This window comes from Kitasatospora paranensis, from assembly GCF_039544005.1.
In the GTDB taxonomy this organism is placed as follows: domain Bacteria; phylum Actinomycetota; class Actinomycetes; order Streptomycetales; family Streptomycetaceae; genus Kitasatospora; species Kitasatospora paranensis.
On record NZ_BAABKV010000001.1, the window covers coordinates 2,376,124 to 2,401,589 of the forward strand.

Sequence of the window (25,466 nt, forward strand, 5' to 3'; positions counted from 1 at the left end):
CCCGAGTACGGATCAAGTCTGGCCGCTCGCGCACCTGGAGTGCAGTGGGGATTACCCTGGGTGCGGTGGCTCGGCGCGGCACCGGGCCGCGGCGTTCCGCCCGGGCGGCCCGCGGGGGCGGAGTCCGGTGGAACGCCTGTGCGGTCGACGCGCGTTGTCCTGCTGCGGGCAAGAGAGGCGACACGAACGGGAATCGACCGGCTATTGACCTGTACCTGCTGTGATGGACGCGTTCACACGACGACGGGGGATCCGATGAGTACCGGCAGGCGACGAGATCATCGAGGAGCGGACGGCGCGACGGCGGGGCGCGCGGCACGGGTGGGCGGCAGCCCCGCGACGGAGCCGGCCAGTGTCGTCGGACGCCTTCCGGACCTGGCGACGCTCGCGAAGTGCATGGCGGAGGTGAACGGCCGGAGCGGGGCCGTGGGCCTGGTGAAGGTGACCGGTGACGCCGGTGCCGGAAAGACCGCCGTGCTCGCCGAGTTCGCCCGTACGGCCCGGGCCACGGAGGCGATCGTGCTGAACGGCCGGGCCCGCGAGGAGTGGGCCGAGACGCCGTTCAGCACCGTCGCCGACGCCTTCGACGAGCAGGGCGAGCGGCGGCTCGCCGCGCAGGGCGACCACGCCGGTCCGAGCAGCGGCCGGGTGGTGCGTGCGCTCCTGGACACCCTGCCGGCCGGCCCGCTGGTGCTGATCCTGGACGATCTGCACGTGGCGGACGCCCGCTCGCTGGATGCGCTGGCCGACCTGTTACGACGCCCGCCGAGGCCGGACATGCTGTTCGTGCTGGGCTACCGCGACCGGCAGACCACCACCGGCCTGTTGCGCGCGCTGGGCGGCCGGTCGGAGCAGATGTTCGTCGAACACCTGCATCTGGAACCGCTGTTGGAGCAGGACTACGACGAGCTGCTGGCGGGTGCGGCGACCGCGTTCGCCCGGCGCACGCTGCACCGGGAGAGCGGTGGCAACCCGGCCTACCTGAAGGTGCTGCTCGCCGAGCAGGCGGAGCACCCGGTGCCGCTGGACGGCGGCCGGACGGACCAGCCCTCCAGGGTCGGCGGTTACGCCGCGCTCGCGCACGAGCTGGCGCCGCTGTGCCCCGAGACGCGTGCGGTCGCGGAGACCGCGGCCGTGGTCGGCGACGAGTTCGAGGTGGGCCTGGTCGCCGAACTGCTCGGCCGCACGCCGACCCTGGTGCTCCGGGCGATCGGGGAGCTGCTCCGCCGCGACCTGGTGCGGCCGGTCATCCCCGGCCAGTACTTCACGTTCCGTCACCCGGTGGTGCGCCGGGCGGTCTACCACGGCAGCGAGTTGAGCTGGCGGGTCGGCGTGCACGCGCAGGTCGACACGGTGCTGTGCGCCCGCGGCGCCTCCTCGCTGGAGCGGGCGCCGCACGTCGAGCAGTGCATCGAGTACGGCGACCTGGACGGGCTGGGCCTGCTGGAGAGCGCCGCCCGGGCGGCGTCCCTCAACGAGCCGGAGACGGCGTCCGCGTGGCTGTCGACGGCGTTGCGCACCCTGCCGCGCCACCAGCGCCACGACGCCCGGCGGGCCCGCCTGACGCTCCGGCTCGCCGAGGCGCAGGCCACCTCCGGCCGGCTGCCGCAGGCCCGCGAGCTGATGCACGAGGCGCTGGGGATGCTGCCCACGGACGACGTCGCGGAGCACGCGATCGCGGTCGCCTCGGTGGCCCGGGTCCAGCGGCTGCTGGGGCGGCCGGAGGAGACCGCCGCGATGCTGCACCGGGAGCTGGAGGCGGTCGGCGACGATCCGACGCCGGCCTGCGCCATGCTGCGGTTCGAGCTGTCCACCGGCCGCCTGCACGGCGGCGACCCGGACGGCGGCTACCGGTGGGCGCAGGAGGTCCTGGTGATCGCCGAACGCCTGCGGCACCGCCCGCTGGAGGCCTCGGCGCTGGGGGTGATGGCGATGGCGGCGAGCGCGTCGGGGCGGCCGCACCCCGCCCTGGAGCACCACGCGCGGGCGACGGCCATCCTCGACAGCATGCTGGACAGCGAGCTGGCGCAGAGCCTGGACGCCGCGGTGTGGATCGGCTGGAGCGGAGTGCTGCTGGAGCGGTGGAACGACGCGCTGCGCCACTTCCACAAGGGCGCGGAGTTCGCCACCCGTTCGGGCTCGCTGCTGTTCCTGCCGCAGTTGCTCGCGGGGCAGGCGTTCGTACTCCGGGACCGCGGCCGGCTGCCGGAGGCGCATGCGGCCGCCGAGCAGGCCGTCCACCTGGCGGAGCTGTCCGGCAGCCCGGAGGCACTGGTCAACTCCCGGGCCATGCTGGCGTACGTGGATCTGGCCCGCGGCCGGCTGGAGGAGGCGCTGGAGAGCGCCGGCCGGGCGAGCGTGCAGCCGCCGCGGTCGGCGGGCGGCTGGAAGGAGACGCTGGCCCTGCGGATCCTCTCCGAGGCGAAGCTGCTCAACGGGGATGCGGAGGGCTGTCTGGCCCTGGTCGCCCAGGCCGGCGGCCCCGAGCTGCCGGCGGCCGACGCCGGCTCGCGGGTGGCCTGGTACGAGTTGCTGACCCGCGCGGAGCTGGCGGCCGGCCGGGAGGCGGCCGCGGCGGGCTGGGCCGACCGGGCGGTGGCGGCGGCCGCCGCGCTGGCGCAGCCCGGCCGGCACGCGCTGGCCGAGCTCGCGCAGGCGCGGATCGCCCTGACCGACCACCGGGAGGACGCCCTGTCGCCCGCCCGGCGGGCCGTACGGGGGCTGGAGGCGGCGGGGCGGACGATCGACGCGTTGCGCGCCCGGGTGGTGCTCGGGGCGGCGCTGTGGCAGGACGGGCACCACGAGGAGGCGGGCCGGGAGCTCAAGGCCGCGCAGCTGAACCTCGAACTCCTCGGCGCCGCGGCGCTGGCCAGGATGGCCCGTTCGGAGCGCCGGCGGCTGGCGGCGAGAGTGCCGCGCAGCCGGACGGCGGACTCACCGCGGACGGTGACCGGGCTGACCGGGCGCGAGCGGCAGATCGCCGAGCTGGTCGGTGACGGTCTGACCAACCGGCTGATCGCGAAGGGGCTGCACATCTCCGAGAAGACGGTGGAGATGCACCTGTCCAACGTCTTCGCGAAGCTCGGGGTGGCCAACCGGGCGGCGGTCTCGGCCATCATCACCCGGGACCGGCTGGAGGTGGACGCCGACGCCGGTGGTCGGGTCCAGGCTGGCGGGCGGCAGCCCTGAGATGTTCTGGATGAAGGTCTCCAGCCGGGCGTTCAGGGCCTGTTCGGCGCGTTGACGTGCCGAACAGGCCCGGCGGGCGGTGCGCCGTGCGGTCACTGGTCCCCCTCAGAGCGGAATGTTGCTGTGCTTCTTGAACGGCAGCGCCATCCTCTTGTTGCGCAGGGCGCGCAGCGCCTTGACGACGGCGGCCCTGGTCTCCGAGGGGGCGATGACGTCGTCGATGCAGCCGCGTTCGGCGGCGACGTACGGGCTGGTGAGGGTCTGTTCGTACTCGTCGGTGAGGAGCCGCCGGGTGGGTTCCGGGTCCGCGGAGGCGGCGATCTCCCGGTGGAAGAGCACGTCGATGCCGCCGCGGGCGCCCATCACGCCGATCTCGGCGGTGGGCCAGGCGAGGCAGAGGTCCGCGCCGAGTTCCTTGGAGCCCATCACGGCGTAGCCGCCGCCGAAGGCGCGGCGGACGATGACGGTGACCTTGGGGACGGTCGACTCGATGTAGGCGAAGCCGAGTTTGGCGCCCCTGCGGATGATGCCGGCGTACTCCTGGACGGTGCCGGGGAGGAAGCCGGGGACGTCGACGAGGGTGAGGATCGGCAGGTTGAAGGCGTCGCAGAAGCGGACGAAGCGGGCGGCCTTCTCGGCGGCGTCGATGTCGAGCGAGCCGGCGAGGTGTTTGGGCTGGTTGGCGACGACGCCGATCGGGCGGCCCTCGACGCGGGCGAACCCGCAGAGGATGTTGGGGGCGAACTCGGCGTGCACTTCGAGGAGTTCGCCGTCGTCGAGGATGCGGTCCAGGACTTCGAACATGTCGTAGGGCCGCTCCACGGCGTCCGGCACGACGTGGTCGAGCTCGGTGTCCCGCGCGGTGGTGCCCAGCGGGGCGGCGGCCGGCAGGACGGGCGGTGTGTCGCAGTTGTTGGCGGGCAGGTAGGAGAGGAGTTCCTTGACGTAGAGGAGGGCGTCCTCCTCGTCGGCGGCCATGTAGTGCGCGTTGCCGGTGCGGCGGGCGTGGACGGCGGCGCCGCCGAGCTCCTCCAGCCCGACGCTCTCGCCGGTCACGGTCCTGATCACGTCGGGTCCGGTGACGAACATGTGCGAGGTGCGTTCGACCATGACGACGAAGTCGGTCGCGGCCGGGGTGTAGACGGCGCCGCCGGCGCAGATGCCCATGATCACCGAGATCTGCGGGATCACCCCGGAGGCGGTGACCACCCGGCGGGCGACCTGGCCGTAGGCGGCGAGCGAGAGCACGCCCTCCTGGAGGCGGGCGCCGCTGGAGTCGTTGATGCCGATGACCGGGCAGCCGGTCTGCAGGGCGAGGTCGAGCAGCTTGCCGACCTTCACGCCGAACATCTCGCCGACGCTGCCGTTGTGGGCGGTGGCGTCCTGCGCGTACACGCACACCGGGCGGCCGTCGACGGTGCCCATGCCGGTCACCACGCCGTCGCCGGGCGGGCGTTGGGCGTCGAGTCCGAAGTTGGTGGAGCGGTGGCGCACCAGCGGGTCGGTCTCCAGGAAGGAGCCGGCGTCGAGCAGCAGGTCGATCCGCTCGCGGGCGGTGAACTTGCCGAGCGCCCGGCGGCGGCGGGCCGCGCGCGGTGAGCCGGGCTCGCGGGCGGCCTGCCGGCGCTGCTGGTGCTCGGCGAGCCGTTCCGCGGTGGTGGGCCGGCGGGCGGGCCCGGGGGCGGCTGGTGACCGGCGGCGGGCTCGCACCGGTCCGTGGCGGGGGTGCCGATGGTCACGAGGTCACCTCGGCGGGCCTGGTCCGGGCGTGCGCGTGGGCGAACCCGGCGACCTGCCGGCCGACCGTCTCCAGCTGTTCGACGCAGCGGCGGTCCGCCTCGTACTCGACGGTGCGCAGCTGCTGCTCGGCGGAGTTGACGGTGATCCCGAGCGGGGTGGGCCAGCCGCGCAGGGCGTGCACGGTGGCGCGCAGGGCGGCCAGGGTGCTGCCGCCGGTCTGCCAGCCGGCCGCTGTGACGATGCAGCCGACGGCGCGGCCGTCGAGGTAGGGGCGGCGGTCGTGCCGGAGGTCCTCCAGGTGGTCGAGGGCGTTCTTGACCAGGGCGGAGATCCCGCCGTGGTAGCTGGGGCTGGCGAGGACCAGCCCGTCGGCCCGGGCCACCGTCGCGAGGAACTGCTCGGTGGCGGTGGTCCGTTCGCTCCCCTGCGGGGTGTACATCGGCAGCCGGGCGAGGCCGGGGCCGTCGAGGAGTGCGATCTCGGCTCCGGCCTGCTCGGCGCCGCGCAGTGCGGTGCGCAGGGCGCGCTCGGTCGTCGAGTCGGGTCGGCCCGTTCCTCCGATGCCCAGTACGAGCGGCCGTGTGCGGTCCGGCCAGTCCACCATCTCCACGTCTCTCCCCCTGTGTCCGGCGCGTCAGTCGGTGGTGCGGAGGCTGAGCGGACGCAGGTCCGTCCAGACCTCTTCGATGTGGCCGAGGCACTCCTCGCGGGTGCCGCTGAAGCCCTGGGGGTGCCAGCCGTCGGGCAGCGGGAGGTCGGCGTCCCAGAGGGAGTGCTGGTCCTCGTGGTTGGCGACGACGAGGTACAGCGGCTCGGTGGTCTGCTGGTCCGTCATGACGGTTTCCTTCCGGGTCACTTGCGGGTGTCCTTGACGATCCGGCCGCCCTTGACGACCAGGACGACACGGGTGGGGTCGTCGAAGAGTTCGGGTTCGGTCAGCGGGTCGAAGTCGACGGCGATCAGGTCCGCGAGCTTGCCGGTCTCGACGGAGCCGATGCGGTCGGCGACCCGCATGATGCGGGCGTTGACGGAGGTGGCCGACACGATGGCCTCGTGGGCGCCGATGATCTTCGCCTTGAGGGCGATCTCGAGGCCGCGGCGGTCCTGCCGGGGGCCGATCAGGTCGGAGCCGGAGCCGACCAGGACGCCCGCCTCGCGGGCGGCGAGCAGGCCGTCGGTCATGCCCTGGAGGGTGTCGCCGACGCGTTCGCGGATCTGCGGCGGCAGGCCGTGCTGGTCGAAGTTCTCCTCCAGGACCTTGGCGATGGCCAGGGTCGGCACCAGGCTGACGCCGCGGGCGGCCATCATCGCGGCCGTCTCCTCGTCGATGCCGGTGCCGTGCTCGACGCACTCCACGCCGGCCGTGACGGCGTTGTGGATCCCGGCCACGTTGTGGGCGTGCACGGTGACGTAGGTGTGCCGGGCGTGGGCCTCGGCCACGGCGGTGGCGATCTCCTCGACGGTGAACTGGGTGTCGTCCAGGGAGTCGGCGATGGAGACGACGCCGCCGGTGACGGCCATCTTGAGGAAGCTGGCGCCCTGCCGGAAGCACTCGCGGGCGGCCTTGCGGACCTCGTCGTTGCCGTCGGAGATCCGTCCCACCGCGGTCAGGCCGCGGACCCGGAAGTGGAAGGTGTCGTCCGGCGGCGCGAACGGCGAGCCGAGGTGCCCGTGCCCGCCGCACTGGACGAGCGGCGAGGCGGACGCCCAGATGCGGGGGCCGGGCACGAGGCCCCGGGCGACGGTGCGCAGCACGCCGTGGTCGATGCCGCCGCAGTCGCGGACGGCGGTGAAGCCGGCGTCGAGGGTCTCGCGCAGGGTCCGGAAGATGTCGGCGGCGCGCTCCGCGACGGACAGTTCCAGGTTGAGGACGGCGCGCATCTCGCTGGAGTGGCCGATGTGGACGTGGGCGTCGATCAGGCCGGGCAGCAGGGTGAGGCCGTCGAGGTCGACGGTTTCGGTTCCGACCGGGCCGTCGACGCCGATCCCGGTGATCCGGTCGCCCTCGACGAGGACGGATCCGCGCGGCACCGGGTCGTTGCCGAGGCCGTCGACGACGGTCGCGCCGGTGAGCAGCAGTGCCATGTCAGTTCTCCGTAGGGGTGGTGGGGTGCTCGGGTGCGGGGAGCAGGCTGCGGCGGACGAAGAAGGCGAGCATCCGGTCGAAGTAGGCGGCGTCCAGGGCGGGGGCCGCGGCGGTGCGCGGATCGGTGAGGTCGAGGACGTTGCGGCTGTCCGTGTCCGGCATCCGGCGGTCGGCGGTTTCGCCGATCATCGCCATGAGCGGGGCGAGGGCGCTGTCGTCGCCGTCCCGGTCGACCCGGTCGACGAGGGCGGTGCGCCACTCCTCGAAGGGGACGCTGCGCACGTCGAGGCCGAAGTCGCGGATCCGGTCGAAGATGTCGTTCCAGGCGAGCGGCCGCGGGTCGATGGTGTGGAAGGTGCGGCCGAGGGCCTTGGGGTTGCCGGACAGTTCGACGATCTGGCGGGCGACGTGGTCGACGGTGCCGACGGACAGCAGGTACTGCCGGGCCGGGGCGAGGCCGAGCTGGACGCAGCCCTGGATCACCTTGGTGATGTAGTCCTCGCTGTTGGCGGCGCCGCTCCGGCTGTCCGGGAGGACGCCGCCGGCCCGGTAGACGGAGACCGGGACGCCGCGCTCGCGGGCGAGCGCGATCAGCCCTTCGGCGACCCACTTGCTCTGGCTGTAGGCGGTGTCGTGGCCGGTCGGGGGCGGCAGCGGGTCGTCCTCGTGGAGCACCTCGGTGTCGCCGGTCATCGCGCCGGCGAGGACGGCGAGGGTGGAGACGTGGTGCACGGGCTTGAGCCGGGCGGTGGTGGCGAGGCGGAGGATCTCCTGGGTGCCGAGGACGTTGGCGGCCTTCAGGGCGCGGTAGGGGCGGACGAAGTTGACCCAGGCGCCGCAGTGGTAGACGGCGTCGACGCGTTCGGCGAGCGCCGCGAAGCCGTCCTCGCCGAGTCCGAGCAGCGGTGCCGCGAGGTCGCCGGTGACGATCCGGAGCCGCTCGCGGTGGCGCTGCGGCAGCCCGTACGAGTCGAGGGCCGCCAGGAGGCGTTCCCGGCCCTCGGCGGGGCCGGCGGCGCGGACGAGGCAGAGCACGGTGGCGTCGGTGCCCGCCAGCAGTTCGGCGCAGAGGAAGGCACCGACGAAGCCGGTGGCGCCGGTGAGCAGCACGGTGCGTGGCGGGGTGTCGGGGACGGGCGGCAGGCCGGCGGCGGTGACGGCCTCGTCGAGCACGACCTCGTCCTCGAGGACGGGGCCGGCGGGCGCCGCGGCCTGCTCGCCGTGGGCGAGGCGGTCGACGAGTGCGGCGAGCGCGGCGACCGAGGGGGCCCGCAGGACGTCCCGGGCGGACAGGCCGGTGATACCGGTGCGGCGCAGTTGGCGGGTGGCCTGGGTGACCATCAGGGAGTGCGCGCCGAGGTCGAAGAAGTCGTCGTCGACGCCGATGTGCTCCAGGCCGAGCAGGTCGCACCAGATCCGGGCGACCTCGCGTTCGCGGTCGGTGCGGGGCGCGGTGCGGCTGTCGGCGGCTTCGGGCTGCGGGGTGCGGTCGTCCCGGTCGTCGGTCGCGGCGGGGCCGGGCCGGGCCTGCCCGGCGGCGGCGCCGGGGTCGACCCAGTACCGGGCGCCCTGGAAGGGGTAGCCGGGCAGCGGGACGCGGTGCGGGCGGGCGTCGCCGTGGAACGCCTGCCAGTCGATGTCGACGCCGTGCTGCCAGAGCCGGCCGACCGCGCCGACGAGGTGTGCGAGGTCGGGCATCGGGTCGCGGGGCAGGCCCATGGTGGGGATCGCGGTCGGGGCCGGGGCGAGGCGCTGGGCGGCGGCGAGGGCGGTGAGAGCGCGGCCCGGTCCGACCTCCAGCAGGACGCGGCCGGGGCGGTCGAGGACGGTGCGCAGGCCGTCGGCGAACCGGACGGGCCGGCGGAGGTGGCGGGCCCAGTAGGCGGGGTCGGTGGCCTCGGCGTCGGTGATCGGTGCGCCGGTGACACTGGAGACGAACGGCCGCTGCGGCGCGCTGAGGTGCAGCCGGGCGACGGCCTCGGTGAACTCGGCGAGGTGGGGTTCGACCATCCAGGAGTGGCTGGCGACGGGGACGCCGACCTTGCGGCAGTCGACGCCCTCGGCGCGCAAAGTCGTGAGCAGGGCGGCGATGTCCTCGTCCGGTCCGGCGACGACGGTGAGGTCGGGGGCGTTGACGGCGGAGACCGAGATCCGGTCGGTGAGGCGGGGCAGCAACCGCTCCTCGGGGAGTTGGACGACCAGCATGCGACCGGGGTCCATCCGGGCGAAGAGTTCGCCGCGGGCGAGGGTGATGTCGAGCGCGCCGTCGAGGGTGAACACGCCGGCGAGGCAGGCGGCGACGTATTCGCCGAGGCTGTGGCCGAGCATCGCGACCGGCCGGATGCCCCAGGCCTCCAACTGCCGGGCGAGCGCGTACTCGACGGTGAACAGGGAGGAGACGACGCCGGCGCCCTGGTCGCGGCCCATGGTGGCGGCGCCGCCGCGCAGCCGGTGGCCGTCGAGCGGGGTGAACGCGGACGGGAAGAGCAGTCGGCGCAGGTCGTAGCCGAGCCGGGGTTCGAGGAGGGCGGCGCAGCGGTCGACCTCGTCGCGGAAGACCGGTTCGGAGCGGTAGATGTCCAGGCCCATGTCGGGGTGCTGCATGCCGCCGCCGGGGAAGGTGAGGACGACCTCGTGGCGGCCGGCGGGGGCGGTGCGGGTGGTGAGCCGGTCGGGGTCGGTGCCGCGCAGGGCGGCGACCGCGTCGGCGGGGTCGGTGCACACCGCGAAGCGGCGGACGGGGAAGGCGCGACGGCCGTCCTGGAGGGTGAAGGCGGTGTCGGCGAGGCGCCGGTCGTCGGCGGTGTCGGCGAGGTGGTCGGCGAGGCGCCGGGTGGCGTCGTCGAGGGCCTGGCGGCTGTGGGCGGAGAGCGGCAGCAGCTGCCAGGCCCGGGGCCGGCCGGGGCCGGGTTCCGGGTCGGGCGCCTGTTCCAGGACGACGTGGGCGTTGGTGCCGCCGACGCCGAAGGAGCTGACGCCGGCGCGGCGCGGGCCCGCGCCGCCGGGCCAGTCGACGGCCTGGGACGGCACGTGGAAGGGCGTCTGTTCCAGGCGCAGTTCCGGGTTCGGGGTGCGGAAGTTGGCGGTCGGCGGGATGACCGCGTGGTGGACGGCGAGGGCGGCGCGCATCAGTCCGGCGACACCGGCGGCGGCGTCCAGGTGGCCGATGTTGGCCTTGACGGACCCTAGGGCGCACTGGCCGGGCCGGGTGCCGGGCGCGTGGAAGGCCTGGGTGAGGGCGGTGACCTCGATGGGGTCGCCGACCCGGGTGGCGGTGCCGTGGGCCTCGACGTAGCCGATGGTGGCGGGGTCGACGCCGGCGACGGCGAGGGCGGCGGCGATGGCGCGGGCCTGGCCGTCGACGCCGGGGGCGGCGAAGCCGGCCTTGAGCGAGCCGTCGTTGGTGACGGCGGAGCCGCGGATCACGGCGTAGACGTGGTCGCGGTCGGCGAGTGCCTCGGAGAGCCGGCGCAGGACCAGGACGACGGCGCCGTTGCCGGGGACGGTGCCGCCGGCCGCGGCGTCGAACGGACGGCAGTGGCCGTCGGCGCTGAACAGGCCGCTGTCGGCGACCGGGTAGCCGCTCTTCAGGGGGACGTTGACCGCGACGCCGCCGACCAGGGCGGTGTCGCACTCGTAGTTGAGCAGGGACTGGCAGGCCAGGTGGGTGGCGACGAGCGAGGTGGAGCACGCGGTCTGGACGGTGTACGCGGGGCCGGTGAGGTCCATGGCGTGGGCGGCGCGGGTGGCGAGGAAGTCCTTGTCGTTGAACATCCGGGCCACCGGGGCCATCGGTGAGCGCAGGAAGCGTTCGTTGGTGTTGAGGTTCGCCATCAGGTACTTGTTCATGAACGCCCCGGCGAACACGCCGACCTGGCCGCCGAGGCGGGCCGGGTCGTGGCCGCTGTCCTCGACGGCGTGCCAGGCGGTCTCCAGGAAGATCCGCTGCTGCGGGTCCATGGTCTCGGCCTCGCGGTGGTTGAGGCCGAAGAAGGCGGCGTCGAAGGTGTCGGCGTCGGGCAGGTGGCCGGAGGCCGGCACGTAGTCCGGGTCGGTCAGGGACTGCGGGTCGACGCCGGCGGCGGCGAGTTCGTCGCGGCCGAACCAGGTGATGGACTCGACGCCGTCGCGCATGTTGCGCCAGAACCGGTCGGGGGTGCGGGCCCCGGGCACCCGGCAGGCCATGCCGACGACGGCGATCGGCTCGATGCCGTCGGGCAGTTCCTCGGTGCTGCTCATCACGCCTCCTTGGGGTCTCGCCGGGCGCGGGCCTGTCGGGCCAGGGCGGCGGCGCGGCGGCCGCCGGCCGCGCGGGCCTGCTCGATCTGCCGGTCCTGCGGCCGGTCGGCCGCCGTGCCGTGCGCGGCGGCGAGGGCGCGCACCGTCGGGTAGCGGAAGATGTCGACGAGCGAGAGGTCCTCGCCGAGGACGGGCCGGAGGCGGGCCCGGGCCTGCACGGCGAGCAGGGAGTTGCCGCCGGCCTCGAAGAAGTTGTCCTCGACGCCTAGCCGCTCGGTGCCGAGGACGTCGGCGAGGGCCTCGGCCACGGCGCGTTCGAGGTCGTCGGCGGGCGGTTCGTAGCCGACGGTGCGGCGGCTCTGCGGGTCGGGGAGGGCGGCGCGGTCGGTCTTGCCGTTGGGGGTGCGGGGCAGCGCGTCCAGGAGGACGACGTCGGCGGGCACCATGTAGTCGGGCAGGGTGAGCGCGGCGAAGGCCTTGAGGGCGGCGGGGTCGGCGTCCCGCCGGCGGTGTCGGGCACGCAGTAGGCGACGAGCCGGCTCTCGCCCTCGCTGCCGCGGACGGTGACCACGACGTCGGCGACGGCGGGGTGGCGGCCGAGCGCGGCCTCGATCTCGCCGGGTTCGATGCGGTGGCCGAGGACCTTGACCTGGTGGTCGAGGCGGCCCAGGAACTCCAGGTCGCCGTCGGCGCGGCGGCGTACCAGGTCGCCGGTGCGGTAGAGGCGGGCGCCGGGTTCGCCGGAGAACGGGTCGGGGACGAAGCGCTCGGCGGTGAGCGCGGCGCGGCCGAGGTAGCCGCGGGCGATGCCGTGGCCGCCGAGGAGGAGCTCGCCGGGGACGCGGTCGGGGGTGGGGCGCAGGTGCGCGTCGACGACGTAGGCGCGGACGCCTGCGAGCGGGCGGCCGATGGTGACCGGGCCCGGTCCGCCGACGACGGCGGTGGTGGCCCAGACGGTGGCCTCGGTGGGTCCGTACATGTTGTGGACGGCGCCGGGCAGCAGCCGGCCGAGTGCGTCGGCGGTGGCGGTCGGCAGGGCCTCGCCTCCGACGAGCAGGCGGCGCAGTCCGCCGAGGGCGGTGCGGGAGTCGTCGTCGCGCAGCAGGATCCCGGCCACGGACGGGGTGCACTGGAGGCCGGCGGCCCGGTGGCGGACGAGCTGGCGGGCCATCGGCTCGTCGGCGAGTGCGGTGCGGCGGCGTTCCTCGGCGATGTCGCGGGCCTCGGCGAGCCGCGGGAGGGCATCGAGGACCTGGCCGTGCGGGACGCCGAAGTCGATCAGGCAGGCGACCTCGTCGACGCCGACGGCCTTCATCCGGTCGAGCTGGTCGGCGCAGTCCTCGGGGGTGCCGAGCAGGGCGGAGGTGTCGAAGAACCGGTCGAAGGCGCGGGCGACCAGCTGGTCGAGTTCGTCCTCGGGGAGGGTGCGCAGGTCGAGTTCGCGGCCGGCGGCCTGTCCGAGTCCGGCGAGCAGGTCGACGGAGGACTTGATGTAGGCGCACAGCGGGGCGCGGACGGTCTCCCGGACGGCGTCGCGGTCGGTGCCGACGAAGGTGTGCAGCATCAGGGTGACGTGGCCCTCGCCGGGGTGGCCGGCCGCGCGCCAGGCCTGCCGGTAGAGGTCGATCTTGTGGGCGAGCTGGTCGGCGCTGTGGCCGAGCAGGTGGGTGAGCAGGCCGGCGCCGGCCTCGCCGGCGAGCTGGAAGGTCTCCGGGCTGCGGGCGCTGGTGATCCAGACCGGCAGTTCGTCCTGGACGGGCGCGGGGAAGATCCGGACGTCGGTCTCGGCCCCGGCACCGTTGACCCGGCGGACGGTGTCGCCGCGCCAGAGCCGGCGGAGCTCCTCCAGGGCGGCCGTCATGATCTTCTTACGGTCCTGGTAGCGCTCCGGTGCGAGCACGAAGTCGTCCGGTTGCCAGCCCGAGGCGACGGAGAGGCCGACCCGGCCGCCGGAGATGTTGTCCACGACGGACCACTCCTCGGCGACCCGCAGCGGGTCGTGCAGCGGCAGCACGACGCTGCCGGCGCGGACGGCGACCCGTTCGGTGACGGCGGCGACGGCCGCGGCGGTGACCGACGGGTTGGGGTAGAGGCCGCCGAACTCGTGGAAGTGCCGCTCGGGCGTCCACACCGCCCGGAACCCGTTGCGGTCGGCGAACCGGGCGCCGTCCATCAGCAGTCGGTAGGCGTCGTCGGCGCTGCCGCCGCGGTCGCCGCCGAAGTAGAACAGGCTGAGTTCGACGGGCCGGGCCTGCACGGCGGCGGTGACGGCGGCGGAACCGGCCCGGGAGGTGTCGGCCGTCGGCTCGTCGCCGCGGAGCACCACGCGGTGTCCGCGGGCCAGTGTCCAGAGCAGTTCCAGGACGGAGATGTCGAAGGACATGCTGGTGACGGCCAGCCAGCCGGCGGGTTCGTCCCCGGCGAGCAGCCGGTCGATGCCGCCGAAGAAGGTCTGGACGTTGCGGTGCGAGAGCATGACGCCCTTGGGCCGGCCGGTCGAGCCCGAGGTGTAGATGACGTAGGCGAGGTGGTCGGGGTTCTGCGGCACCGGCGGGCCGGCGGGGGCTCCGGCGGCCGCTCGTCGGGGCGGTCGAGCCGCAGGACGGTCGCCGGGGAGTCGGCCAGCCGGCGGGCCAGCGGGCCGCGGGTGAGGATCACCCGGGTGCCGGAGTCCGCCACCATGAACGCCAGGCGCTCGGCGGGGTATCCCGGGTCCAGGGGAGGTAGGCGCCGCCCGCCTTGAGGACGGCGAGCAGCGCGACGACCAGGTCGGGCGACCGGTCGAGGTAGAGCCCGACGGTGACGTCGGGCCGCACGCCGTGGGCGCGCAGCCGGACGGCCAGTTCCTCGGCGCGGCGGTCGAGTTCGCGGTAGTCGATGGCGTCCTCGGGGCTGTCGCCGGCGGCCACCAGCGCCGGCGCGTCGGGGGTTCGGGCGGCCCGGTCGGCGATGAGCTCGTGGACGAGGCGCCCGGGCGCCTCGGACGGTGCCGGGTTCCAGTCGGCGAGGATGCGGTGCAGTTCCCCGGGCGGGAGCACCGGCAGCCGGCCGATCGGGGTGTCGGGCTCGGCGACGGCGGCGCCCAGGACGGTGCGGAACTGCTCGCCGAGGGCCTGCGCCGTCCCGTCGTCGAACAGGTCGGTGCTGTACTCCAGCCGGCCGGTCAGCCGCTCGCCGGCGCGGGTGAGGCCCAGCGTGAGGTCGAACTTGGCGGTGGCCGTGTCGCCGGGCACCATCCGGACTTCGCAGCCGGGCAGCGCCAGGGCGTCCGACTCCCCCTCGTGGTAGCTCAGCATCAGCTGGAACAGCGGGTTGTACGCCGGGTCGCGGGCCGGGTTGAGTTCCTCGACCAGCTTCTCGAAGGGCAGTTCCTGGTGGGCGACGGCGGCCCGGCTCTCGTCCCGGGCCCGTTCCACCAGGGTGCGGAAGGTCGGGTTGCCGGAGACGTCGACGCGCTGCACGACGGTGTTGGCGAAGAAGCCGACGAGGTGCTGGAGTTCGGCCCGGGTGCGGCCCGCCACCGGGGATCCGACGACGGCCTCCGCCGCGCCGGTGCAGGCGTGCACGAGGGCGGCGAAGGCGGCCAGCAGGACCGCGAACGGGGTGGCCCCGCACTCCCGGGCCAGCGCGCCGACCCGGTCGGCGGCCTGCGGGTCGACGGTGAAGTCGAGGTGGGCTCCGGCGTGGCTCTGGGTGGGCGGGCGGGGGTGGTCGGTGGGCAGGGTCGCCAGCGCCGGGGCGCCTGCCAGCCGGCGGCGCCAGTGGTCGAGCATCTCCATGAGGGGCTCGCCCGTCAGCCGGGCCAGCTGCTGTTCGGCGAAGGCCGCGTACTGGATGTCGAGGGCGGGCAGGCCGGGTTCGGTGCCGTCGAGGAACGACCGGTAGAACGTGGAGAGTTCGTCGGCGAGGAGCCCCAGCGACCAGCCGTCGCAGGCGATGTGGTGCAGGCTCAGGCACAGCCGGTGCTCGGTGGGTGCCAGGCGCAGCAGCAGCGGCCGGACCATCAGGTCCTCGTCCAGCCGGAACGGCCGCCTGGCCTCCTCCGCGGCCAGCCGCTCCGCCTCGGCGTGCGGGTCGGGGTGGTCGGTGAGGTCGACGACCGGGACGGGCACCGGGCCGGCCGGCCGCACGAACTGCCGGGGCGCGCCGTCGACCGGGCGGAAGACGGTGCGCAGCACCTGGTGGCGGCGGACGACCGCGGTGAGGGCGTGACGGAGGGCGTCGACGTCCAGCGGGCCGCTGATCCGGTGGACGAGCGGGACGACGTAGACCGGATTGGCCGGGTCCAGCTGGTCGAGGAACCAGAGGCGCTGCTGCGGGTAGGAGAGCGGGTGGTGCTGCTCCGCGATCCGCCGGCGCAGCCGTGCGGCCAGCAGGGCCCGCCGCTCGTCGGAGGTGGCGCCGGTGGCGGCGCTGCCGGTGGTGGCGTCGGTCATCGGTCAACCTCGTTCTCGGCCAGGTCGCGCAGCAGGGCGTCGACCTCGTCGTCGGTCAGTTCGTCGAGACGGTCCAGCAGGGCCTCGTCGCGTCCGGCCCCGGTGGGGTGCGGGGCGGCCCCGGTGTCGCGGTCGGCCGGGCCCGCCGTGGCGTCGATGTCGGCGGCCAGCCGGGCCACCGTCGGGGTCTGCAGGAAGCGTCGGAGCTGGACGTCGGTGCGGTGGGTCTCGTTGATCCTGGCGACCGTGCGCATGGCCAGCAGCGAGTTCCCGCCGAGGGCGAAGAAGTCGTCGGTGGCTCCGACGGCGGCCAGCCCGAGCAGGTCGGCGACCAGGGCGGCGACGGCGCGCTCCGTCGCCGTGCGCGGCTCGACGCGGCCTGCGGACGGCAGGTCCTCGTCCCGGACGGGCGGCAGCGCCGACCGGTCGACCTTGCCGCTCGCGGTGAGCGGCATCGCCGGGAGCCGCACATAGGCGGCGGGCATCAGGTAGGGCGGCAGGGCGGCGGCCAGGGTGTCGCGCAGCTCCTCGATCCGCAGGCCGGCAGCGGTGGGCACGACGTAGGCGACGAGCCGCCGGCCGGCCGGTGCCTCGTCCACCACCACGGCGGTCTGGGCGACCGCGGGGTGCGCGGCGAGGGCCGCCTCGACCTCGCCGGGCTCGATCCGGAAGCCGCGGATCTTCACCTGATTGTCGGCCCGGCCGAGGAACTCGACGGTGCCGTCGGGGCGGTGGCGCACGATGTCCCCGGTGCGGTACATCCGTGCGCCGCCGCCGGCGAACGGGTCGGGCAGGAAGCGTTCGGCGGTGAGCGCGGCGCGCGCCGTGTAGCCGCGGGCGACGCCGGGCCCGCCGAGGTACAGCTCCCCCGGCACGCCGTCGGGGACGGGCCGCAGGCCGGTGTCGAGCACGTGGGCGGTGGTGTTGGCGATGGGGCGGCCGATGGGGACGGAGACCGCGCCGGCGGGCAGCGCGTCGATCGGGTGGCAGAGCGCGAAGGTGGTGGTCTCGGTCGGGCCGTAGCCGTTGACGAGCCGGGCCGGGCGCTGCCCGGCGGGGCGGTCCAGGAGCGCGCGGATCCGGCTCGGGTTGAGGACGTCGCCGCCGACCAGCAGGTGGGTCAGGCCGTCGAAGGTGTCCGGGTGCGAGCCCATGATCTCGGTGAACAGCGCGGAGGTGATGAACATGCTGGTGACGCCGTGGCGGCGCAGTGCCCGGCCGAGCCCGCCGGGGGTGAGGAGGTCGGGGGTGTCGACGATGCAGAGCGTCCCGCCGTGCAGCAGCGCGCCCCAGACCTCGAAGGTGAGCGCGTCGAAGGAGGCGTCGGCGATCTGCGCGAAGCACTCGTCCGGCCCGAAGGCGACGTAGTCGGTGTCGCGGACGAGGCGCAGCACGGAGGCGTGTTCGACCATGACGCCCTTGGGCCGGCCGGTGGAACCTGAGGTGAAGAGGACGTAGGCGAGGCTGCCGGGCACGGGGCCGTCGGCGGGGTCCCGGACGGCGGCCGGCACGGCCGCGGTGTCGGGCGCGGTGTCGGGCGCGGGGACGTCCAGCAGGACGGTCCGGGCGGCGCCGTACGGCAGCAGGCCTTCGAGGCCCGTCCGGGTCAGGACGACGGGCACGGCGGCGTCGGCGACCATGGCGGCGAGCCGTTCGCGCGGGTAGCCCGGGTCCAGCGGGACGTAGCCGCCGCCGGCCTTGAGAACGGCGAGCAGGGCCGTGACCATGTCGGCGCCGCGTTCCAGCAGGACGCCGACGGGGGTGTCGCGGCGGACGCCGGCGGCCCGCAGCAGGCCGGCGAGGCGGTCGGAGGCGGCGTCCAGTTCGGCGTAGCTGACCGTCCGCGGGCCGTGGACCAGGGCGGTCTTCGCGGGCCACCGGGCGGCCTGGGCGGCGAACAGGCCGGGGACGGTGGCGTCCCGGGGGAAGGGGTGACCGCTCCGGCGGCCCGGGCGGTGATCGCGTCGCTCTCCCGCGGGGTGAGCAGCCGGAGCCGTCCGACGGGCAGTACGGGGTCGTCGAGGGCCGCGGCGAGCACCGTCAGGTAGTGGTCGACCATGCGGCGGGCGGTCTCGGGCTCGTAGAGGTCGGAGGCGTACTCCCAGATCAGGGTGATCGGCGCGTCGTCGTCGGCGACGCCGTGGCCGGCGCGCTGCTCGGCGCGCGGCAGGACGACCACGTTGAGGTCGGTCTTGGCGGAGCCGTTGTGGCGCTCCAAGACGGTGCCCTGCAGGCCGGCGAACGCGAGGTCGGGCAGCTGCGAGTCGTGGAAGCTGAACATCACCTGGAACAGCGGGTTCCGGGCGGGGTCGCGGGGCAGGTCGAGGGCTTCCACGAGCCGGTCGAGCGGGGTGTCCTGCCACTGCTGGGCGCGGCCGGTGGTGGCGTGCACCCGGTCGGTGAGTTCGTCGAAACCGGGCCGGCCGGAGAGGTCGACGCGCAGCGGCACCGTGTTGACCACCATGCCCATCATCTGCTCGATCTCGGCGAGCCGGCGGTTGGCCATGCCGCTGCCGATCACCAGGTCGTGCTGCCCGCTGTAGCGGGACATCAGGACGGCGAAGCCGCTGAGCATGGCGGTGTACAGGGTGATGCCGCGTTCGCGGCAGCGGCTGCGCAGCCGCCGGGCGAGCTCGGCGGGCAGGTCGGCGCGGACGGCGCCGCCGGCGAAGCTCTGGTCGGCGGGTCGCGGGTGGTCGGTGGGGAGTTCCAGCGCGGCCGGGACACCGGCGAGTTCGGCCCGCCAGTGCGCGAGGTGGTCGTCCAGGACGGGCCCCTGCAGCCAGTCGCGCTGCCAGCGGGCGAAGTCGGTGCAGCCGATCGGCGGCGCGGGCAGCGGGGAGGGCCGTCCTTCGGCGAACGCCGGGTAGAGGGCCTGGAGTTCGTGCAGGAAGAGGGCGTACGACCAGCCGTCGTGGACGAGGTGGTGCTCGACGTGGACGAGGGTGTGGTCGTCGTCGGCGTGCCGGATCAGCGCCCAGCGCACCAGGGGTGGTTCGGCGAGGTCGAAGGGTGCGTCGACGATCCGGCGGACGACGGCCTCGGCGGCTTCCTCGCGACGGTCGGCGGGGACGGCACGCAGGTCGTGGTAGGGCAGGTCCACGGCCTCGGGCGGCTGCGGGAACTGCCGCGGACTGCCGTCGACGGCGCGGAAGGCCGTCCGGAAGACCTCGTGCCGGCGCACGATCTCGGTGAGCACGGCGTTGAGCGCGGCACGGTCCAGCCGTCCGCGCAGCCGGACGGTGGCCTGCGCGTTGTAGGCGAGGTTCCCGGGGGCGAGCGCCTCCAGGTACCAGATCCGCTCCTGCGGGAAGGAGAGCGGCGCCGAGGCGCCGTCGGCGGGCGCGGCGGCGGTGATCGGCGGGACGGTGGGTGCCGCGTCCGGCGAGTCGAGGAAGGCGGCCATCGCGGCGAGCGTCCTGGCCTCGTGGATGCGGCGCAGCGGCAGTTCGCGGTGGAGTTCGGAGCGGACGCGGGCGGCGAGCCGGCCGGCCAGCAGGGAGTGGCCGCCGAGGACGAAGAAGTCCTCGTCGCGGCCGATGCCGTCGAGTGCGAGCAGGTCGGCCAGGATGGCGGCCAGGGCGCGTTCGGTGGCGGTGTGCGGGCCGTCGGCGGCCGCGCGGGCGGCCCGGGCGGGGGCGGGCAGTGCGGCCCGGTCGACCTTGCCGCCGGGGGTGAGCGGCATCCGGTCGAGGACGACGACGGTGCCGGGGACCATGTGCGCGGGCAGGGTGGCGGCGAGGTGCGCGCGCAGCTGCTCGGCGTCGAGGCGCTCGCCGGTGGCGAAGCCGACGAGGTGCGGGCCGGCGCCCTCGTCCCGGGCGACCACGACGGCGTCGGTCACGGCGGGGTGCTCGGCCAGGCGCCGGGCGATCTCGTCCGGTTCGATGCGGAAGCCGCGGATCTTCACCTGGTGGTCGATGCGGCCGAGGAACTCCAGGGCGCCGTCGGGCCGGCGGACCACGAGGTCGCCGGTGCGGTAGCGGCGCGCGCCGGGGTCGGCCGCGTCGGGGTCGGGGACGAAGCGTTCGGCGGTGAGCGCCGGCCTGCCGAGGTAGCCGTCGGCGACGCCGGCGCCGCCGACGAGGAGTTCGCCGGGGGTGCCGTCCGGTACGGGGCGCAGCCGCTCGTCGACGACGGCGGTGCGGGCGCCGGGGATGTCCAGGCCGATGGACGGTTTGCCGCCGCCCGGCAGGAGTTCGGCGGTGGTGGCCCAGACGGTGGTCTCGGTGGGGCCGTACGCGTTGAACATCCGGCGGCCGGGCAGCCACTGGTCCACGAGGTGCTCGGGCAGCGCCTCGCCGGCGCAGACCAGCACTTCGAGGTCGGGCAGGTCGGCGGGGGGCAGGGTGGCGAGCACGGACGGCGGCAGGGTGAGGTGGCTGATCCGGCGTGCCCGGAGGAAGTCGGCGAGGCCGGGGCCGGGGGCGATGGTGTCGCGGGGGGCGAGGACGAGGGTGGCCCCGGCGGCCAGTGCCATGACCGTCTCGAACACCGAGGCGTCGAAGCTGGTCGGCGCGAACTGCAGGACGCGGTGCCGGGGCAGGACGCCGAACACGGCGGCCTGGGCGTGCGCCAGGTTGGCCAGGCCCCGGTGGTTGACGGCGACGCCCTTGGGCCGGCCGGTCGATCCGGAGGTGTAGATGACGTAGGCGCGGTGCCCGGGCGCGATGGCGGGCCGTCCGCCGGCCGGCGGCGGTCCGGCGGGCGCGGCGGGGTCGAGCACCGGCAGGCCGGGGACGGGCGGGGCGTCGGGGAGTCCGGCGTCGCCGATGAGCAGGCGGACTCCGGCGTCGGCGGCCGTGTAGCGGAGCCGTTCGGCGGGGTAGGCCGGGTCGAGCGGCAGCCAGGCGGCGCCGGCCCGCAGCACGGCGAGGACGGCGATCGGGAGTTCCGGGGAGGGGCGGGTGCCGATGCCGACCGGCCCGTGCCGGGCGACGCCCTGCCGGATCAGTTCGCCGGCCAGTGCGTCGGCGCGGTCGGCGAGCTCGCGGTAGGAGAGCCGCCGGTCACCGAACTCGACCGCGACGGCGTCCGGGTCGGCCTCGACCCGGCGGTCGAACGCGTCGAGGAGAAGTGGAGTCTGCTCTGCCATCTGTGCGAGTTCCCCCTGTATTGTTCTCGGCTTCTGCCGGTATGCCGGTTCTGTCCGGACCGCGCCGGTTCAGGCGCGGGAAATGGACCGCCGGGCTCCGCCCCCGATGCAGTTCCGGCGGAATTCAGACGGATTCGTCGAAAATCCAGCGGGCGCCGCCCGGGCGATCGAACACCAATCGCGACGAAGGCCCGAACGGGATGACGTCCGGAAGGTCGTCCGGAATATCACGGGTGAGTTCGAGCCGGATTTCCTCGACCCGCTCCCGCGCGTTCTCGTGAATGTCGAGAACGATGTCGAAGTCCTCGCCGCGCAGCACGGGCGCCGCACCCCCGGTGAGGAGTTCGTACCCGAGCACGCCCAGCACGGCGGCGAGCCGGCGGGCCCGTTCGGCGGTCACCGCCAGGGTGACGCCGGTGATGTCGCGCAGCAGCCGCCGCTCGCCGGCCGGGCCGCCGAGCACGGCGTCCAGGTAGGCGCCGCGACCGAGCGAGCCGTCGGGTGCGGGGACGGCGCCGAGCGAGGCGAAGTAGGCGGGGTGGACCTCGTTGAGGAACAGCAGCAGGCGGCTGCCCTCCCCGAGATCGGCGTTGATCAGCTGGTACCAGGGCTGCTGCAGGCCGGTGGCCTCGTCGGCGCGGGTGACCGGCCGGTGCTGGTGGCGGACCCCGGCCGCGTCCAGCAGGGCGTGGGCGGCCCGGGAGGAGCCGGGCTCCTCGAAGGACAGCACCAGGCCTCCGGTGAGCGGCGACTCGGCGGGCAGCGCGGCGCCGAACAACTCGACCAGGGTGTGGTGGCCGGCCACGCCGAGCGTGCTGTAGGACCCGGCCACCGAGCTGTCGGCGACCTTGCGCCGGACCCGTCCGAGGCGCTCCTCGACCAGCGGGTTCGAGGCGGCCTCCAGCAGCACGCGCTCGTCCACCAGGACCATCACGTGGTCGATGCGCGGCCGCGGCCGCAGCCCGCCGGGTTCCCGTCCGCTCGTCATGGGCCACTCCGATCTCGATTCGGCGGCCCGCCGCCGCCCGCGGTGTTCCGCGCCGGACGGCCGGGCCTTCCGGCGCCACGAAGTCTTGCATCGGCCCCGGGTTCGAAACACCGGGGAATCCCTGGGCACCCTGGGTCCACCCCCGGGGTCCGACCCTGTACCGGCAGTTCCGGCCTTGACATTGCCGGGAATCGCGGTGAGCATCGATTTCCGGTCCGTTCGACCTGGATTCGGGGGCGCTGTGCAGATCAACATCCTGGGTGCCGTTTCGGCCGGCCCGGAAGGCTTCGAGCAGACAATTCCCGCGCAGAAGGTCCGTACTCTTCTCGCCGTTCTCGCATTGAATGTCGGCCGGGTCGTCCCGCACCGGGCGCTGGCCGAGGAGCTGTGGTCGGACCGGCCTCCGGTCCGGCTGCGCAACGCCCTCCAGGCGACCGTGACCCGGGTGCGCCACGTGCTGGAGGGGCCGCCGTGCGAGCGCGGGGACGGCAGTGTCCTGCGGTCCGTGCAGCACGGCTACCTGCTCGACCTGCCCCGTGACCGGGTGGACGGCACCCGCTTCCTGGACCTCTGTGCCCAGGGGTCGGCGGCGCAGCGGTCCGGCGATCCGGAGCGGGCCCTGGCGCTGCTCCGGGCCGGTCTGCGGCTGTGGCGGGGGCCGGCCCTGTTCGACGCCGGGGACGGGCTGCGCTGCGCGGCCGCCGCGGCGCTGTTCGACGAGCGGAGGCTGGCGGCCCGGGAGGACCTGGCGGAGGCGCTGCTCACGGTCGGCGACGTCCGGCAGGCGGTCGCCGAGCTGCACCCGCTGGTGGTGGACCGGCCGACCCACGAGCGGCTGTGCGAGCTGCTGATGGTGGCGCTCTACCGGTCCGGCCGGCAGAGCGAGGCGCTGACGCTGTACCACCGCACGCGCCGCCGGCTCGACGCGGAGCTCGGCCTGACGCCCGGGGCGGACCTGCAGCGGCGGTACCTGGAGATCCTCACCCAGGACCCGGCCCTGACGCAGGGGCGTCCCGGTGTGCCCGTCCCGGTCGCCGCGGCCGGTTGAGCCCGGTGTGCCGGCCCGCCCCACCCGTTCCGTCCCCGTCCCCGTCCCCGTCGAAGGAGTGCACGGCCATGGCACCGACCCCCGACCGCCGACCGGCGGACCGTCACCGCGGCGGCCCCCGGTGACCCGCGCGGCCGTCCTGTGCGGCACGGGCAGCTGCCTGCCCGGCCGGAGAGTGGGCAACGACGACCTCGCCGCCCTGCTGGACACCTCGGACGAGTGGATCCGCTCGCGTACCGGCATCGGCGCGCGGTACTGGGCGGAGCCCGGCACCGCCACCTCCGACCTCGCGGTCGGCGCGGGGCAGCGCGCCCTGAAGGACGCCGGCGGGAGCGCCGTGGACGCCGTCGTGGTCGCGACCGCGACCCCCGACCGGGTGCTGCCCGCCACCGCGCCGCTGGTCGCCGCCCGGCTCGGCCTGGCCGGCGCCGCCGCCTACGACGTGGCGGCGGTCTGCACCGGCTTCGTGTACGCCCTGGCGACCGCGGCCGGGCTGATCGCCACCGGGACGGCCGACCGGGTCCTGGTCATCGGCGCCGACACCTTCTCCGGCATCCTCGACCCGGCGGACCGCTCCACCTCGGTGATCTTCGGCGACGGCGCCGGCGCGGCCGTGCTGCGGGCCGGTCGGCCGGACGAACCCGGCGCGCTCGGGCCCTTCGACCTCGGCAGCGACGGGGACGGCTACGACCTGATCACCGTCCGCGGCGGCGGTTCGGCGCAGCGCCTGTCCGAGCGCCCGCCGGAGCGCGGCGACGGCTACTTCTCCATGGCCGGCAAGGAGGTCTTCCGGCACGCGGTGCTGCGGATGTCGCAGTCCTCCGCCCGTGTGCTGGCGCGCGCCGGCTGGCGGACCTCGGACGTCCGCTGGCTGGTCGGCCACCAGGCCAACCGCCGGATCCTCGACCGGCTCGCCGACGATCTCGGGATCCCGCGCGAGCGCGGGATCGGCAACATCGCCGAGGTCGGGAACACCTCCGCGGCGTCGATCCCGCTCGCGCTCGACGACGCCGCCGCGGCCGGGCTGCTGCGCCCCGGCGACCGCGTCCTGCTCACCGCCTTCGGCGGCGGCCTCACCTGGGGCTCCGCCGTCCTCACCTGGCCCCGGCCCGCCACGGACCGGGAGCCCGTCCACCCGTGCCCCGCACCGAACACCCGACCCGAAGGAGCCACCGATGGCCACCATGTATGACACCCTCGCCGACCTGATGGTCGAGCACTTCCAGGTGGAGCGCGCGGAGATCCGTCCCGACGTCACCTTCGAGGACCTGGAGATGGACTCGCTGTTCCTCGTCGAGCTGCTGATCGTCGTGCAGAAGGAGCTCGGCGTCGCGATCGGTGACGACACCGCGACCCCGCGGGACACCATCGGGCGGGCCGCCGAGGCGATCGAGGAGCAGGTCGCCGCCGCGTCGGCGTCATGAGCGGCGTCCCGATCGCCGTCACCGGCGTCGGCCTGGTCACCCCGGCCGGGATCGGCCGCCGGGCCACCTGGGAGGGCGTCTGCGCCGGGAGCTCCACCGCCCGGCGGGATCCTTCGCTGGCCGGCCTTCCGGTCGACATCTCCTGCACCGTCCCGGAGTTCGCGCCGGCCCGGCACGTCGGACGGCGCAGCGCCCTGGTGCACGACCGGTTCACCCAGCTCGCGATCACGGCGGCCCGGGAGGCCGTGCGGGACACCGGCCTCTCCCCGGCGACCTGGGACGGCGCCCGGGTCGGGGTGGTGATCGGGTGCGGCCTCGGCGGCGTGTCCACCTGGGAGCGGCAGAGCCGCAACCTCCTGGAGGACGGCCCGCACGCGGTGTCCGCGCTGCTGATCCCGATGCTGGTGCCGAACATGGTGGCCGGCCACCTCGCGATGGAGTTCAGGGTGACCGGGCCCAACCTGGTCACGGCCACCGCCTGCGCGTCCGGCTCGACCGCGATCGGCGTCGCGATGGGCCTGCTGCGCGACGGCAGCTGCGACGTGGTGATCGCCGGCGGCAGCGAGGCCGGGGTCAGCCCGCTGATCGTCACCGGCTTCGCGCAGATGGGTGCGCTCTCCCGGCGGACGGACGAACCGCGGGCCGCGTCCCGGCCGTTCAGCCCGGACCGGGACGGCTTCGTGATCGGCGAGGGCAGCGGCGTCCTCGTCCTGGAACGGGAGGCCGACGCCCGGGCGCGCGGGGCCCGGGTCCGGGCCCGGCTGCTCGGCTTCGGCGCCTCGGCCGACGCCCACCACATGACGGCACCCGATCCGCAGGGCGTCGGCCAGGGCCGGGCGCTGACGGCGGCGCTGGCCGACGCGGGTGTCGCGCCCGGCGACGTCGGCCACGTCAACGCGCACGGGACGTCCACCCCTCTCAACGACGCGGCGGAGGCCCGGCTGCTCGGCCGGGTGATCGGCCCGGGAGCCTCGGTGACCTCGGTCAAGGGTGTGCTCGGGCACTCCTCGGCGCGGCCGGCGCGATCGAGGCGGCCCTGACCGTGCTCAGCGTGCAGCGGGCGACCGCCCCGCCGACCGCCAACCTGGAGGTGCCGGACCCGGAGATCGACCTGGACCTGGTCGCCAAGGCTCCCCGTGAGCAGCGGATCGAGATCGCGGTGAGCAACTCCTTCGGCTTCGGCGGCCAGAACGCCGTCCTGGTCGTCGGCCGCGCGTAGCC

General features: G+C 75.0%; 14 protein-coding genes and 2 pseudogenes. 5 read left to right on the plus strand and 11 right to left on the minus strand.

Annotated elements, in window-relative coordinates:
• The first annotated feature begins 255 nt into the window (after positions 1–255).
• Positions 256–3,189, plus strand: coding sequence for a helix-turn-helix transcriptional regulator (locus ABEB13_RS11780; RefSeq protein ID WP_345705471.1), 2,934 nt, complete (start codon positions 256–258; stop codon positions 3,187–3,189).
• A gap of 105 nt (positions 3,190–3,294) precedes the next feature.
• On the opposite strand, the gene ABEB13_RS11785 is transcribed toward ABEB13_RS11780, so the two are convergent.
• From ABEB13_RS11785 to ABEB13_RS11835, 11 genes and pseudogenes are all read right to left on the minus strand, one after another.
• Complete coding sequence (locus ABEB13_RS11785; RefSeq protein WP_345705472.1) at positions 3,295–4,899, minus strand: acyl-CoA carboxylase subunit beta; 1,605 nt, start codon at positions 4,897–4,899, stop codon at positions 3,295–3,297.
• 25 nt (positions 4,900–4,924) lie between these two features.
• On the minus strand, positions 4,925–5,533 hold the full coding sequence (locus tag ABEB13_RS11790) for an NADPH-dependent FMN reductase (protein WP_345705473.1): 609 nt from the start codon (positions 5,531–5,533) through the stop codon (positions 4,925–4,927).
• Positions 5,534–5,563: 30 nt separating this feature from the next.
• Entirely contained in the window at positions 5,564–5,764 is a 201-nt protein-coding gene (locus ABEB13_RS11795) for an MbtH family protein (protein WP_345705474.1), read from the minus strand.
• Between the two features lie 17 nt (positions 5,765–5,781).
• The gene (locus tag ABEB13_RS11800; RefSeq protein WP_345705475.1) at positions 5,782–7,014 is read right to left on the minus strand and encodes a metal-dependent hydrolase family protein; all 1,233 of its coding nucleotides are present in this window, start codon (positions 7,012–7,014) and stop codon (positions 5,782–5,784) included.
• 1 nt (position 7,015) lies between these two features.
• Positions 7,016–11,254: a type I polyketide synthase gene (locus tag ABEB13_RS11805; protein WP_345705476.1), complete on the minus strand. Its 4,239-nt coding sequence runs from the start codon at positions 11,252–11,254 to the stop codon at positions 7,016–7,018.
• Positions 11,254–11,562, minus strand: coding sequence for a phosphopantetheine-binding protein (locus ABEB13_RS11810; protein WP_345705477.1), 309 nt, complete (start codon positions 11,560–11,562; stop codon positions 11,254–11,256). Before ABEB13_RS11810 ends, ABEB13_RS11805 begins: the two co-directional genes overlap by 1 nt.
• A complete protein-coding gene (locus ABEB13_RS11815) occupies positions 11,520–13,802 on the minus strand; it encodes a MupA/Atu3671 family FMN-dependent luciferase-like monooxygenase (protein ID WP_345705478.1) in 2,283 nt (760 codons plus the stop codon). The genes ABEB13_RS11810 and ABEB13_RS11815 overlap by 43 nt, the downstream gene beginning before the upstream one ends.
• Positions 13,803–13,908: 106 nt before the next feature.
• Positions 13,909–15,690 carry a condensation domain-containing protein gene (locus tag ABEB13_RS11820; protein ID WP_345705479.1) on the minus strand — a complete coding sequence of 594 codons (1,782 nt, stop codon included), beginning with the start codon at positions 15,688–15,690 and terminating at the stop codon, positions 13,909–13,911.
• The gene (locus tag ABEB13_RS11825) at positions 15,687–17,591 is read right to left on the minus strand and encodes an amino acid adenylation domain-containing protein (protein ID WP_345709636.1); all 1,905 of its coding nucleotides are present in this window, start codon (positions 17,589–17,591) and stop codon (positions 15,687–15,689) included. The genes ABEB13_RS11820 and ABEB13_RS11825 overlap by 4 nt, the downstream gene beginning before the upstream one ends.
• Positions 17,592–17,659: 68 nt before the next feature.
• Positions 17,660–20,785: pseudogene (locus tag ABEB13_RS11830) on the minus strand (amino acid adenylation domain-containing protein); the annotation flags it as partial.
• 124 nt (positions 20,786–20,909) lie between these two features.
• Complete coding sequence (locus tag ABEB13_RS11835) at positions 20,910–21,773, minus strand: DUF5829 family protein (RefSeq protein ID WP_345705480.1); 864 nt, start codon at positions 21,771–21,773, stop codon at positions 20,910–20,912.
• A 241-nt stretch (positions 21,774–22,014) separates the two neighbouring features.
• Here ABEB13_RS11835 and ABEB13_RS11840 point away from each other — a divergent pair, with 241 nt between their 5' ends.
• The 4 genes and pseudogenes from ABEB13_RS11840 to ABEB13_RS11855 all read left to right on the plus strand — a co-directional run bounded on the left by ABEB13_RS11840 (position 22,015) and on the right by ABEB13_RS11855 (position 25,464).
• Entirely contained in the window at positions 22,015–22,821 is an 807-nt protein-coding gene (locus ABEB13_RS11840) for an AfsR/SARP family transcriptional regulator (protein ID WP_345705481.1), read from the plus strand.
• Positions 22,822–22,942: 121 nt separating this feature from the next.
• Complete coding sequence (locus ABEB13_RS11845) at positions 22,943–24,013, plus strand: beta-ketoacyl-ACP synthase III (protein WP_345705482.1); 1,071 nt, start codon at positions 22,943–22,945, stop codon at positions 24,011–24,013.
• Complete coding sequence (locus ABEB13_RS11850) at positions 23,997–24,245, plus strand: acyl carrier protein (protein WP_100890808.1); 249 nt, start codon at positions 23,997–23,999, stop codon at positions 24,243–24,245. The genes ABEB13_RS11845 and ABEB13_RS11850 overlap by 17 nt, the downstream gene beginning before the upstream one ends.
• Positions 24,242–25,464 (plus strand): annotated as a pseudogene (locus ABEB13_RS11855) (beta-ketoacyl-[acyl-carrier-protein] synthase family protein). Before ABEB13_RS11850 ends, ABEB13_RS11855 begins: the two are co-directional and overlap by 4 nt.
• The last annotated feature ends 2 nt before the right edge of the window (positions 25,465–25,466 follow it).